Below are 12,501 nucleotides of genomic sequence, written 5' to 3' on the forward strand. Positions count from 1 at the left end.
GACGCCTGTGGGGCTCGCCCGCGATTGCGGTGTATCAGCCACCCGATGTGCCGGCTGACAAACCGCTTCGCGGGCAAGCCTGCTCCCACAGGCTTGAGGTCAGGGCTGCGCGGTGCCCCGCGCCGTCGCCTGCAACCCCGCCAGCAGCAAGCGCTGGTACAGCTCTTCCTTGAAGCCCTGGGGCTTGAGCAGTTCCATGCGTTCCAAGTGGCGCGGGAAACGCTCCGGCTCCGGTGCATCCAGGGCAGCCTTGCCCAACTCCAGCATCTCGCTGAGCTTGAACTTGCTCTTGAGCCAGTTCAGCGCCCGCAGCAAATCCTGCTCCTCGCCAGTGAAATCCGTCCCCAAGGGGTACTCGGGAAACAGCCGTGCGTGGCGTGCGCCGATCGCTTCCAGGCGTTGCGGGCTGTTGTCGGTGAACCTGGGGTTGAGGCGAAAACCCTTCTGCAGCTTGCCAGCCTGTTGCGCCTGCTCGATCAAATCCTGCTGGAACCGCGAATCGGTGATGTTGAGCAGCGCTTCGATCACCTGGGCGTCGGTTTTGCCGCGCAGGTCGGCGATGCCGTACTCGGTCACCACCACGTCGCGCAAGTGCCGTGGAATGGTGCAATGGCCGTACTCCCAGAGGATGTTGGAACTGACCTCGCCGCCCGCCTCGCGCCAACTGCGCAGGATCAAGATCGAGCGCGCGCCTTCCAGCGCATGGCCCTGGGCCACGAAGTTGTATTGCCCGCCTACGCCGCTGAGCACCCGGCCGTCCTCCAACTGATCGGCCACCCCGGCGCCCAGCAGGGTCACGGTGAACGCGCTGTTGATAAACCGCGCATCCAGGCGCTGCAAGCGCTTAAGTGGCTCCTGGCCATACAACTCGTTGATGTAGCTGATGGCGGTCATGTTGAATTCGCCGCGCTTGGCCTGGGGCAACTCGCGCACGCGCTCGTAGAAAGTGCGCGGGCCGAGAAAGAACCCGCCGTGCACCGAGACGCCATCGGCCTGCGCCGCTTCGTCCAGGGTGCCGGCGTTGGCCTGGGCTTGGCGGGCCTCGTCCGGGTAGACCTTGCGCCGCACGATGCCGGCGTCCACCAGCACCAGCAAGCCGTTGACGAACATTTCGCTGCAACCGTAAAGGCCCTTGGCGAAGGGTTCGACGCCGCCTTCGCGGTCGATCAGCGCCTGCCACGGCGCCAGGTCCATCTCTGCCAACAAGGCGCGATAGCCTTCGCTATCGGCCTGGCGCGCCAACAACGCGGCGGTCAGCGCATCGCCCATGGAGCCAATGCCGATCTGCAAGGTGCCGCCGTCGCGCACCAGGGTGCTGGCGTGCAGGCCAATGAAGTGATCCTGCAAAACCACTGGCATATTCGGCGTGGAAAACAGCGTGGTGCGGTCATCGCTGTCGATCAGGAAATCGAACGCCTGGGCGTCGATTTCCGAGTCCCCTGGCATGAACGGCAGGTCAGCGTGAACCTGGCCGAGCATGAGGATGGTTTCCCCCGCGGCACGGCGCTTGGCGATCATCGGCAGCAAGTCGAGGGTGATGTCCGGGTTGCAGCTCAAACTCAAGCGCTCCGGCTGCCCCGGGTCGCGGGCCACCATTTGGGCCACCAGGTTGAGCCCGGCCGCGTTGATATCCCGCGCGGCGTGGCTGTAGTTGCTGCTGACGTAGTCGCGCTGGGCCGGGGCGCTGTGGAGCAGGCTGCCGGGCTGCATGAAAAATTGCTGCACGCGGATATTGGCGGGCAGGCTGTCGCGGCGCAGGTCGGCAAGGTAGTCCAGTTCCGGATAGTCGCCGAACACCCGCTCCACAAACGGCTCCAGAAACCGCCGTTGCAAGCCATCGCCCAGGGCCGGGCGGCCGAGGCTCAGGGCGGTGTAGATCGTCAAGCGGCGCTCAGGCAACTGGGCGATGCGCCGGTACAGGGCGTTGACGAACCCGTTGGGCTTGCCCAACCCGAGGGGTAAGCCCAGGTGGATATGCGCGGGCAAACGGGCGAGTACATCGTCGACCCCGCGCTCGATTGAACAGGACTGCACCATCTACTCCTCCCGACCATTCCATGAATTGAGGTGAGCCCGAGCTTGCCGGGTCTTGGCGCCGATGACCAGCCTCCTGGCCAAATCGCAGGCACAAAAAAGCCGCTCGTAAGCGGCTTTTTCGCGGTAGATGGCTGCCTGTTAGAGGCCAGACATCTTCTTGATGGCGCCCTTGAGCTCGTCATCGGAGCAATCGGAGCAGGTGCCTTTAGGTGGCATCGCGTTGATCCCGGTGATGGCCTTGGCCAGGATGCCGTCGAGGCCGCCCTGGTGATCGGCACGTTCTTTCCAGGCTGCGGTGTCACCCACTTTCGGTGCGCCCAACAGGCCCGTGCCGTGGCACGCGTTGCAGTGCTTGGCAACGATGTCATCGGCTGTTCTTGCACCACCGCCGCCAGCCGAGGCTGCGACTTCCATCCCTTTGCACTCTTTGCCCTGGACGCAGACCTGGCCAACCGGCTCAAGGCGCTTGGCAATATCGTCATTGGTCGCAGCTTGAGCGCTGACTGCCCAAAGGGCCAATACGGTTGCTGGTACAGCCAGCATTTTCATAATTAGGTTCACACGTACACCCTCAATGGTGGCTAGTCACGCCCACGGCCACGGTTTCGCGGGCGGGCGAAAGTATAACGGTTGTCCCGCCACACTGAAACAACCCTAAAGTCGAAGGGGAGATTAAGCGCAGCGATGTACAGCTTCGGGCACCTCTGCAAGCCTTGCAGGACGCCTCTTTTCTTAGAAGTTCGCGGGCGTGGCTGCGCTGATTAGTCGCGCCGGCGCATCGAACGGGTTGCGAAAACGATGGGGCTTGGTGCTTTCAAAGTAGTAGCTGTCGCCGGCTTCGAGGATAAAAGTCTCAAGCCCCACCACCAGTTCAAGCCGTCCTTCGAGCAGAATCCCGGTTTCCTCGCCTTCGTGGACGAGCATTTCTTCACCCGTATCGGCACCCGGCGGGTAAATTTCACTGAGAAACGCGATGGCACGGCTCGGATGGGCCTTGCCCACCAGCTTCATGGTCACGGCGCCATCGGAAATATCGATCAGTTCGTTGGCTTTATAAACAACCTGGGTCGGTTTCTCCTGCAGGATTTCTTCGGAGAAGAACTCGACCATGGACATGGGAATGCCGCCCAGCACCTTGCGCAAGGAGCTGATGGAGGGGCTGACACTGTTTTTCTCGATCATCGAAATGGTGCTATTGGTGACGCCCGCCCGTTTGGCGAGCTCACGCTGCGAAAGACCTTTCAGTTTACGGATGGATTGCAGTCGTTCACCGACGTCCAATGCATTAGCCTCCCAGGATTCAGGTTGTATGAATAATGAGCGGTATCATGGCGACAGCGTTCAGTATTTACAACACTTGGGGCGCAATCCACCCGGGCCGTTCGGCAGTGCCGCGGCCCACTCACCGCTAGCTACCGCTATAGAGCCTTGGCACGCGGCGCAGGTTGCAGAAGATCTGGTAGGGAATGGTGCCCGCAGCGGCCGCGACGTCGCTGGCGAGGATGTGCTTGCCCCACAGCTCCACCGGTGAGCCGAGGCCCGCCTGGGGTACATCGGTCAGGTCGATGCACAGCATGTCCATCGACACCCGGCCCAGCAATTGGCTGCGCTGGCCGGCCACCAGCACCGGGGTACCGGTCGGCGCCTGGCGCGGGTAACCATCGGCATAGCCCATGGCGACCACGCCGATGCGCATCGGCCGCGGCGCGATGAACTGCGCGCCATAACCCACCGGCTCACCGGCCGGCAGTTCGCGCACGCAAATCACCTTCGATTCCAGGCTCATCACCGGTTGCAGGCGCGCGGCCAATGCCTGCTGCTGCTCGAAAGGCGTGGCGCCGTACAGCATGATGCCCGGGCGCACCCAGTCGCTGGGGATGTTCGGCCAGCCCAGCACCGCCGGCGAGTTGCGCAGGCTGATCTGCGCCGACAGGCCCTGGCGGGCCGCCTCGAACACTTCGACTTGCCGGGCACTGGCGGCGCTGTCCAGTTCATCAGCGCGGGCGAAATGGCTCATCAGCACGATTTTCGCCACTTTGCCGCTGGCTAGCAGCCGTTGGTAAGCGTTCTGGTAGTCGTCGGGGTGCAAGCCCACGCGGTGCATGCCGGAATCGAGCTTGAGCCAGATATTCAGCGGCTTGGCCACCGACGCCTGCTCAATCGCCTCCAGTTGCCACAGTGAATGCACCACGCACCAAAAGTCGTGTTCGACGATCAGTGCCAACTCGTCAGCCTCGAAAAAACCTTCCAGCAGCAGCACCGGCGCACGGATGCCCGCGGCCCGCAGTTCCAGGGCTTCCTCGATGCAGGCCACGGCGAAACCGTCCGCCTCGCCCTCCAAGGCTTGGGCGCAGCGCACCGCACCATGGCCATAGGCGTCAGCCTTGATGACGGCCAGTGCCTTGGCGCCCGTCACTTCGCGGGCCAGTTGGTAATTGTGACGCAGGGCTTGGAGGTCGATCAGGGCACGGGCAGGGCGCATGGCGGCAGGCTTCTAGGCAGACATGGGAAATAAAAAGCGGTGCGAGCCGCAGGCCTGGGCCTGCGACAGCACCGCAAGAGGGATCGTTGTTACGGCAAAGCGGCCACGACCGACAACTCGATCAGGATGCGCGGCTCGCACAGGTTGGCTTCCACCGTGGCCCGGGCAGGTGCCACGCCTTTGGGCAGCCACTTGTCCCACACCGCGTTCATGCCGGCGAAATCGGCGACGTGCTTCAGGTAGATGGTCACCGACAACAGGCGGTTCTTGTCGGTCCCGGCCAGGTCCAGCAAACGCTCGAGGTTGCCCAGCACTTCACGGGTCTGTTGCTCGATCCCGCTATCCAGGTCGTCGGCCACTTGCCCGGCCAGGTACACCGTGCCGTTGTGAACGACGATCTGGCTCATGCGCTCATTGGTGAGCTGGCGCTGGATTGACATGGGGTGTCGCCTCCTGGTGATTGCCGTAACGGGAAATATCGAGGCCTTCGGCGCTGATCTGCGGGGTTTTCTTCGCCATCAGATCGGCCAACAGGCGACCAGAGCCACAGGCCATGGTCCAGCCGAGTGTACCGTGTCCGGTGTTCAGGAACAGGTTGCGAAACGGTGTGGCGCCCACAATCGGCGTGCCGTCCGGGGTGGTGGGGCGCAGGCCGGTCCAGAAACTGGCTTGGGCCAGGTCGCCGCCCTGGGGGTAGAGGTCGTTGACGATCATCTCCAGGGTTTCGCGCCGGCGCGGGTTGAGCGACAGGTCGAAACCGGCGATCTCGGCCATGCCGCCCACGCGGATGCGGTTGTCGAAACGGGTGATGGCGACCTTGTAGGTTTCGTCGAGGATGGTCGAGGTCGGTGCCATCGCCGGGTTTGTGATCGGCACGGTCAGGGAGTAACCCTTGAGTGGATACACCGGGGCCTTGATGCCCAGGGGCTTGAGCAGTTGCGGCGAATAGCTGCCCAGGGCCAGCACGTAGCGGTCGGCGGTTTCCAGCTTGCCGTCGATCCACACGCCGTTGATGCGGTCGCCCGCGTGGTCCAGGCTCTGGATGTCCTGGCCAAAGCGGAATTCCACCCCCAGCTTCACAGCCATTTCCGCTAGGCGCGTGGTGAAGATCTGGCAGTCGCCGGTCTGATCGTTGGGCAGGCGCAGAGCGCCGGCGAGGATATCGGTAACGCTGGCCAGGGCCGGCTCCACGCGGGCGATGCCTTCACGGTCGAGCAGCTCGAACGGCACGCCGGACTCTTGCAGCACGGCAATATCCTTGGCCGCGCCGTCGAGCTGGGCCTGGGTGCGGAACAACTGGGTCGTGCCCAGGCTGCGGCCTTCATAGGCAATGCCGGTTTCGGCGCGCAATTCGTCGAGGCAATCGCGGCTGTACTCGGACAGGCGCACCATGCGCTCTTTGTTCACCGCATAGCGGTTGGCCGTGCAGTTGCGCAGCATCTGCGCCATCCACAGGTATTGGCCGATATCGGCGGTGGCCTTGATGGCCAGCGGCGCGTGGCGTTGCAGCAGCCACTTGATGGCCTTGAGCGGCACGCCCGGCGCGGCCCAGGGCGAGGCATAGCCCGGCGAGACCTGGCCGGCGTTGGCGAAGCTGGTTTCCATGGCAGCGGCGGGCTGGCGATCGACGACCACCACTTCAAAACCGGCCCGCGCCAAATAGTAGGCACTGGCCGTACCGATGACGCCGCTACCCAAGACCAGAACGCGCATTTTCGTATCCCTCATCGCGGCGAGCCGCTGACGTTTGTTATTCGAGCAAAGTTGCGGGCAGTGTAAGAAAGATCCGCCAGTGCTTTTCACTATATAAGCGCCTATATTTGGCGAGAATTCTCGGCAAAAACCCTTTTCACGGAGGCGCATCGCCTATGCGTACCAACACCCAGACCAAGCGCGAGCTGGACAAGATCGACCGCAACATCCTGCGCATCCTGCAAGCGGACGGGCGCATCTCGTTCACCGAGTTGGGAGAGAAGGTCGGTTTGTCGACAACGCCCTGCACCGAGCGGGTCCGACGCCTGGAGCGCGAAGGCATCATCATGGGCTACAACGCCCGGCTCAACCCGCAGCACCTGAAGGGCAGCCTGCTGGTGTTTGTCGAGATCAGCCTCGACTACAAATCTGGCGATACCTTCGACGAATTCCGACGCGCCGTGCTGAAGTTGCCCCATGTACTGGAGTGCCACCTGGTGTCGGGGGATTTCGACTATCTGGTCAAGGCGCGGATTTCCGAGATGGCCTCGTACCGCAAGCTGCTGGGCGACATCCTCCTCAAGCTGCCCCACGTGCGCGAATCCAAGAGCTACATCGTGATGGAAGAAGTCAAAGAGAGCCTGAGCCTACCGATTGCCGATTGAGCCGAGCTCGCCCGCGAAGGGGCCGGTACAGCCGATAGATGGATACCGTCAACCCACCAACACCGCGCTAAACCAACACCTGCCGCGTACTGGCCATGTACTCGTGGATCTGCTTTTCAACCCGCGGGTGGATCAGTTCCACCGGGCGGCGGCCGTTGGGGCATGGCAGGGTGGCGGTGGTGCCAAACAAGCGGCAGATCAGCGGGCGTTCGTCGTACACCGTGCAACCGTGGGGGCCCAGGTGTACGCAGTTGAGCTCGTCCATGGCCGCGTCCTGCTCGGCGGCGGTCTTGCGCGGCAGGCGCGCCATTTCCTCCGGCGAGGTGGTCACCGGCCCACAGCAGTCGTGGCAACCGGGGACGCACTCGAACGAGGGAATCTGCTGGCGCAGGTAGCGGACTTTCTGACTGTTGCAGCTCATGCAAGCGCGACCTGAAAAACGAGAAGGCCCGGATTTTGCCTTAAAACCCCCGGCGCAGACAGCGCGGGCCGACCAGTGTTGCCGCCCGCGAAAGGTCCGGCTTATGCTCCGTAAAATTTTTTAAACACAATAATCAGGATTACGCACATGAATGCCCGTGCACACTCACCTGTTCCCGCCCAACACACCGCTTCTTATTACGCCGCCAGCAGCCTGCCCCAGCCCGACCACCCGGCGCTCACGGGCGAGCAGGTGGCGGACGTGTGCGTGGTTGGCGGTGGGTTCTCCGGGCTCAACACCGCCATCGAGCTGGCGCAGCGCGGGTTCAGCGTGGTGCTGCTGGAGGCGCGCAAGATCGGCTGGGGCGCCAGCGGGCGCAATGGCGGGCAGTTGATCCGCGGCGTGGGGCATGGCCTCGACCAGTTCGCCAACGTGATCGGCAACGACGGCGTGCGCCAAATGAAACTCATGGGCCTGGAGGCCGTGGAAATCGTGCGCCAGCGGGTGGAGCGCTTCCAGATCGACTGCGACCTGACCTGGGGCTACTGCGACCTGGCCAACAAACCCGGCGACCTGGAAGGCTTCGCCGAAGACGCCGCCGAACTGCGCAGCCTGGGCTATCGCCACGAAACGCGGCTGTTGCAGGCCAACGAGATGCACAGCGTGGTGGGCTCCGAACGCTACGTCGGCGGCTTGATCGACATGGGTTCGGGGCACTTGCACCCGCTCAACCTGGCGCTGGGTGAAGCAATGGTGGCGCAACAACTGGGGGTGCGGCTATTCGAGCAATCGGCGGTCACCCGCATCGATTACGGCCCGCAGGTGCGCGTGCACACTGCCCAAGGCACGGTGCGCGCCAACACCCTGGTGCTGGGCTGCAACGCCTACCTCAACGACCTCAACCCGCACCTAAGCGGCAAAGTGCTAGCAGCCGGCAGCTACATCATCGCCACCGAGCCCTTGAGCGCGGAACAGGCCCACGCCTTGCTGCCGCAAAACATGGCGGTGTGCGATCAACGGGTGGCACTGGACTACTACCGCCTCTCGGCCGACCGGCGCCTGCTGTTCGGCGGTGCCTGCCACTATTCGGGCCGCGACCCGCAGGACATCGGCGCCTACATGCGGCCGAAAATGCTTGAAGTGTTCCCCCACCTGGCCGGGGTGAAGATCGACTACCAGTGGGGCGGCATGATCGGCATCGGCGCCAATCGCCTGCCGCAGATCGGCCGCCTCGCCGAGCAACCCAATGTGTATTACGCCCAGGCCTATTCCGGCCACGGCCTCAACGCCACACACCTGGCCGGCAAGCTCCTGGGCGAAGCCATCAGCGGCCAGCAGGGCGGCGGTTTCGACCTGTTCGCCAAGGTGCCCCACATGACCTTCCCCGGCGGCAAACACTTGCGCTCGCCGCTGCTGGCGCTGGGCATGTTGTGGCACCGGCTTAAAGAGCGGTTTTGATAGACGGTTGAGCCTGCGGGGTGGCGATCCCACGCTCGGGGGCTCAGGCACCTCGGCGGCGCCATCGCGGGCAAGGCCCGCTCCCACAGGGTTCAGGATTGAAATCACACCCGCCAAAACGGTTTCAACCCTTCCTCACGCGCCTGTTCGCGGCTCAGGCCGACGTCGCGCAGTTGTTCGGCGCTCAGTTCCAGCAGGGCCTTGCGGGTGTTCAGGCGATGCCACAACAGCCCCCAGCGGCCGAGGCCGAGCGGCGCGTTGCGCAGTGCGCCGGCACGCGCGCCGGTGTTCCGTGCTGCCGCCAGCTCCTGACTGTGTAGCGCCAGCCGCACATCGCTTAAACCATTCATGGTGATTGCTCCTGTTTACTTGGGTAGCGAGAGCTTTCATGATGCGCGGGCGGCGAAAATCGATACAGATTCAACCGCCGCCTATTATCTCCATACAGTTTTCCCGCTTTGCCCACTGAATCCCCCGTTTTCGGCCCATCTGTACGGGTCGCCGAAGCAGACACACCGGAGCCGCCATGACCCTCTACGTGAATCTCGCCGAACTGCTGGGCACCCGCATCGAGCAGGGCTTCTACCGCCCCGGCGACCGCTTGCCCTCGGTGCGGGCCCTGAGCGCGGAACACGGGGTCAGCCTGAGCACGGTGCAGCAGGCCTATCGCATGCTCGAAGACAGCGGCCTGGCCACGCCCAAGCCCAAGTCCGGCTATTTCGTGCCGGTGGGCCGCGAGCTACCGGAGCTGCCCGCCGTGGGCCGCCCGGCGCAGCGGCCGGTGGATATTTCGCAGTGGGACCAGGTGCTGGAACTGGTGCGCGCCGTGCCGCGCAAGGACGTCATACAGATGGGCCGGGGCATGCCGGACGTGATGACACCCACCCTGCAACCCCTGCTGCGGGGCCTGGCGCGCATCAGCCGGCGCCAGGACATGCCCGGCCTGTATTACGACAACATCTGCGGCACCCTGGAGCTGCGCGAGCAGATTGCGCGCCTGATGCTCGACTCCGGCTGCCAGCTCGGCGCCCAGGACCTGGTCATCACCACCGGGTGCCATGAGGCGCTGTCCACCAGCATCCGCGCCATCTGCGAGCCGGGGGATATCGTCGCCGTCGACTCGCCGAGCTTTCACGGCGCCATGCAAACCCTCAAGGGTTTGGGCATGAAGGCCCTGGAGATCCCCACCGACCCGCTCACCGGCATCAGCCTCGAAGCCTTGGAGCTGGCCCTGGAGCAGTGGCCGGTCAAGGCCATACAGTTGACCCCCAACTGCAATAACCCGCTGGGCTACATCATGCCCGAGTCGCGCAAACGCGCCCTGCTGACCCTGGCGCAACGCTTTGACGTGGCGATCATCGAAGACGATGTGTATGGCGAATTGGCCTACACCTACCCGCGCCCGCGCACCATCAAATCCTTCGACGAAGACGGCCGCGTGTTGCTGTGCAGTTCGTTTTCCAAGACCCTCGCCCCCGGGTTGCGCATTGGCTGGGTAGCACCCGGGCGTTACCTGGAGCGGGTGCTGCACATGAAATACATCAGCACCGGCTCCACCGCGCCGCAGCCGCAGATCGCCATTGCCGAATTCCTCAAGGGCGGGCATTTCGAGCCCCATTTGCGGCGCATGCGCACGCAGTACCAGCGCAACCGCGACCAGATGCTCGACTGGGTCAGCCGCTATTTCCCCGCTGGCACCCGCGCCAGCCGCCCTCAGGGCAGCTTCATGCTGTGGGTTGAGCTGCCGGACAACTTCGACGCCCTCAAGCTCAACCGCGTGCTACTGGAGCAAGGCGTGCAGATCGCCGTGGGCAGCATTTTTTCGGCCTCGGGCAAGTACCGCAATTGTCTGCGGATGAACTACGCTGCCAAGCCGACGGCAGAGATTGAAGAAGCGGTGCGCAAAGTCGGCGCGGCGGCGGCCCGGTTGTTGGCCGAAACCCAAGGCACCACGGACTTTTAACCGCTGGCTGGCGTCGAAAAACAACATTCCACGCCGCGCTCAGAGGCCACTCCTTGAAACTCACCCAGGCCCTGCCCTTTTTCCTGCTGTTGGCCACCAGCGGTTGCGCCAGCCTCGACGTGCCGCGCGAACCGAGCCAGGCCCTGCCCGCCCAGGGCTCGGCGTTCGGCCGCTCGATCCAGGCCCAGGCCGCGCCGCACCAGGGCCGCTCGGGGTTTCGCTTGCTGTCCAACAGCAGCGAGGCGTTCATGGCCCGCGCCGAGCTGATCCGCAACGCCCAAAGCAGCCTGGATTTGCAGTACTACATCGTGCACGACGGCATCAGTACGCGGATGCTCGTCGAAGAGTTGCTCAAGGCCGCCGACCGTGGCGTGCGCGTGCGCATCCTGCTGGACGACACCACCAGCGATGGCCTGGACCAGATCATCGCCACCCTCGCCGCCCACCCACAGATCCAGATCCGCCTCTTCAACCCGCTGCACCTGGGGCGCAGCACCGGCGTCACGCGGGCCATGGGGCGGCTGTTCAACCTGTCGCTGCAACACCGGCGCATGCACAACAAGCTGTGGCTGGCCGACAACGCGGCGGCGATTGTCGGCGGGCGCAACCTGGGCGACGAATACTTCGACGCCGAACCCAACCTGAACTTCACCGACATCGACATGCTCAGCGTCGGGCCGGTGGCCGAGCAGTTGGGCCACAGCTTCGACCAGTACTGGAACAGCGCCCTGAGCAAACCCATCGATGAGTTCCTCTCGCAGCCTTCGGCCAAGGACCTGGCCAAGACCCGCGCGCAGCTCGAAGCCTCCCTGGAGCAGAACCGGCGCGAGAACCACGCGCTGTTCCAGCAACTGATGAGCTATCGCACCGAGCCGCGCCTGGACCTCTGGCGCAAGGAATTGATTTGGGCCTGGAACCAGGCGCTGTGGGATGCGCCGAGCAAAGTCCTGGCCCGAGGCGAGCCCGACCCGCAGCTGCTGCTGACCACGCAGATGGCGCCGCAGCTGCAAGGGGTGAGCGAGGAGTTGATCCTGATTTCCGCCTACTTCGTGCCAGGCCAACCGGGGCTTTTGTACCTCACCGGGCGCGCCGATGCGGGGGTCGCGGTGAGCCTATTGACCAACTCCCTGGAAGCCACCGACGTGCCGGCGGTGCACGGCGGCTACACGCCCTACCGCAAGGCCCTGCTGGAGCACGGCGTGCGCCTGTTCGAGCTGCGCCGCCAACCCGGCGCCACCGGCGGCAGCGGCCCCCGCCTGTTCAGCGGCGCTTCGCGCCAGGGCTCGGATTCGAGCCTGCACAGCAAGGCGATGATCTTCGACCGCCGCTACGCCTTTATCGGCTCGTTCAACTTCGACCCGCGCTCGGTGCTGTGGAATACCGAAGTGGGGGTCATGGTGGACAGCCCGGAACTGGCCGAACACGTGCGCACCCTGGCCCTGCAAGGCATGGCCCCGGCCCTGAGCTACGAAGCGAAAATCGACAACGGCGACGTGGTGTGGGTCACCGAAGACCACGGCCAGCGCCACACCCTGACCCGCGAACCGGGCAGTTGGTGGCGCCGCTTCAACGCCTGGTTCAGCACCCGCGTGGGGCTGGAGCGGATGCTGTAAGCCGTACCCAGCCTTCTCCCTGTAGGAGCGGGCTTGCCCGCGACGACGGCGGCACCTCCAATTACTTACACGTGTTGTCGATTTTTCCTGAGCCAGATCACGCCAGCCAACACTGTGCGTTGGCGCGAGCCTGTGATCGTGGCACGATGGCGAAGTTTTCGACCGAGACC

Annotated in this window: 12 protein-coding genes; 4 read left to right on the plus strand and 8 right to left on the minus strand. The window is 64.2% G+C overall.

Annotation, left to right across the window (positions count from 1 at the left end; all coding sequences use genetic code 11):
* Positions 1-99: 99 nt before the first annotated feature.
* From AC19YR_RS19955 to dadA, 6 genes are all read right to left on the minus strand, one after another.
* Positions 100-2,037, minus strand: a complete 1,938-nt coding sequence (locus AC19YR_RS19955) for an acetyl-CoA hydrolase/transferase C-terminal domain-containing protein (protein WP_095109246.1) — start codon at positions 2,035-2,037, stop codon at positions 100-102.
* Positions 2,038-2,175: 138 nt separating this feature from the next.
* Positions 2,176-2,586: a c-type cytochrome gene (locus tag AC19YR_RS19960; protein ID WP_095109247.1), complete on the minus strand. Its 411-nt coding sequence runs from the start codon at positions 2,584-2,586 to the stop codon at positions 2,176-2,178.
* Positions 2,587-2,769: 183 nt separating this feature from the next.
* Positions 2,770-3,318 (minus strand): cupin domain-containing protein, encoded by a 549-nt coding sequence (locus tag AC19YR_RS19965; protein ID WP_095109248.1) that lies wholly within the window; start codon positions 3,316-3,318, stop codon positions 2,770-2,772.
* 127 nt (positions 3,319-3,445) lie between these two features.
* Positions 3,446-4,519: an alanine racemase gene (gene alr / locus AC19YR_RS19970; protein ID WP_500599825.1), complete on the minus strand. Its 1,074-nt coding sequence runs from the start codon at positions 4,517-4,519 to the stop codon at positions 3,446-3,448.
* 89 nt (positions 4,520-4,608) lie between these two features.
* Complete coding sequence (locus AC19YR_RS19975; RefSeq protein ID WP_095109250.1) at positions 4,609-4,959, minus strand: RidA family protein; 351 nt, start codon at positions 4,957-4,959, stop codon at positions 4,609-4,611.
* Positions 4,931-6,232 carry a D-amino acid dehydrogenase gene (gene dadA, locus AC19YR_RS19980; protein WP_095109251.1) on the minus strand — a complete coding sequence of 434 codons (1,302 nt, stop codon included), beginning with the start codon at positions 6,230-6,232 and terminating at the stop codon, positions 4,931-4,933. Before dadA ends, AC19YR_RS19975 begins: the two co-directional genes overlap by 29 nt.
* A gap of 155 nt (positions 6,233-6,387) precedes the next feature.
* Between dadA and AC19YR_RS19985 the strand changes: the two genes are divergently transcribed.
* Positions 6,388-6,876 carry an Lrp/AsnC ligand binding domain-containing protein gene (locus tag AC19YR_RS19985; protein WP_095109252.1) on the plus strand — a complete coding sequence of 163 codons (489 nt, stop codon included), beginning with the start codon at positions 6,388-6,390 and terminating at the stop codon, positions 6,874-6,876.
* Positions 6,877-6,943: 67 nt separating this feature from the next.
* Here AC19YR_RS19985 and AC19YR_RS19990 read toward each other — a convergent pair whose 3' ends face one another.
* Positions 6,944-7,297: a YkgJ family cysteine cluster protein gene (locus tag AC19YR_RS19990; RefSeq protein WP_095109253.1), complete on the minus strand. Its 354-nt coding sequence runs from the start codon at positions 7,295-7,297 to the stop codon at positions 6,944-6,946.
* Between the two features lie 147 nt (positions 7,298-7,444).
* Here AC19YR_RS19990 and AC19YR_RS19995 point away from each other — a divergent pair, with 147 nt between their 5' ends.
* Entirely contained in the window at positions 7,445-8,755 is a 1,311-nt protein-coding gene (locus AC19YR_RS19995; RefSeq protein ID WP_095109254.1) for an NAD(P)/FAD-dependent oxidoreductase, read from the plus strand.
* Between the two features lie 104 nt (positions 8,756-8,859).
* Here the strand turns inward: AC19YR_RS19995 and AC19YR_RS20000 are convergent, their stop codons facing one another.
* Positions 8,860-9,105, minus strand: coding sequence for a DUF1127 domain-containing protein (locus AC19YR_RS20000; RefSeq protein WP_095109255.1), 246 nt, complete (start codon positions 9,103-9,105; stop codon positions 8,860-8,862).
* A 176-nt stretch (positions 9,106-9,281) separates the two neighbouring features.
* On the opposite strand from AC19YR_RS20000, the gene AC19YR_RS20005 reads away from it, so the two are divergent.
* Both AC19YR_RS20005 and AC19YR_RS20010 read left to right on the plus strand, forming a co-directional pair.
* A complete protein-coding gene (locus AC19YR_RS20005) occupies positions 9,282-10,718 on the plus strand; it encodes an aminotransferase-like domain-containing protein (protein WP_095109256.1) in 1,437 nt (478 codons plus the stop codon).
* 53 nt (positions 10,719-10,771) lie between these two features.
* Entirely contained in the window at positions 10,772-12,331 is a 1,560-nt protein-coding gene (locus tag AC19YR_RS20010) for a phospholipase D family protein (protein WP_500599828.1), read from the plus strand.
* Positions 12,332-12,501 lie beyond the last annotated feature (170 nt).

This window comes from Pseudomonas sp. MF08817, assembly GCF_059862705.1.

What these genes read in the sequence shown, in the direction of transcription:
- AC19YR_RS19955 (WP_095109246.1), bottom strand. Translation starts at nt 2,037, where the DNA reads ATGGTGCAGTCCTGTTCAATCGAGCGCGGGGTCGACGATGTACTCGCC.
- AC19YR_RS19960 (WP_095109247.1), bottom strand. Translation starts at nt 2,586, where the DNA reads ATGAAAATGCTGGCTGTACCAGCAACCGTATTGGCCCTTTGGGCAGTC.
- alr (WP_500599825.1), bottom strand. Translation starts at nt 4,519, where the DNA reads ATGCGCCCTGCCCGTGCCCTGATCGACCTCCAAGCCCTGCGTCACAAT.
- AC19YR_RS19975 (WP_095109250.1), bottom strand. Translation starts at nt 4,959, where the DNA reads ATGTCAATCCAGCGCCAGCTCACCAATGAGCGCATGAGCCAGATCGTC.
- dadA (WP_095109251.1), bottom strand. Translation starts at nt 6,232, where the DNA reads ATGCGCGTTCTGGTCTTGGGTAGCGGCGTCATCGGTACGGCCAGTGCC.
- AC19YR_RS19985 (WP_095109252.1), top strand. Translation starts at nt 6,388, where the DNA reads ATGCGTACCAACACCCAGACCAAGCGCGAGCTGGACAAGATCGACCGC.
- AC19YR_RS19990 (WP_095109253.1), bottom strand. Translation starts at nt 7,297, where the DNA reads ATGAGCTGCAACAGTCAGAAAGTCCGCTACCTGCGCCAGCAGATTCCC.
- AC19YR_RS19995 (WP_095109254.1), top strand. Translation starts at nt 7,445, where the DNA reads ATGAATGCCCGTGCACACTCACCTGTTCCCGCCCAACACACCGCTTCT.
- AC19YR_RS20000 (WP_095109255.1), bottom strand. Translation starts at nt 9,105, where the DNA reads ATGAATGGTTTAAGCGATGTGCGGCTGGCGCTACACAGTCAGGAGCTG.
- AC19YR_RS20005 (WP_095109256.1), top strand. Translation starts at nt 9,282, where the DNA reads ATGACCCTCTACGTGAATCTCGCCGAACTGCTGGGCACCCGCATCGAG.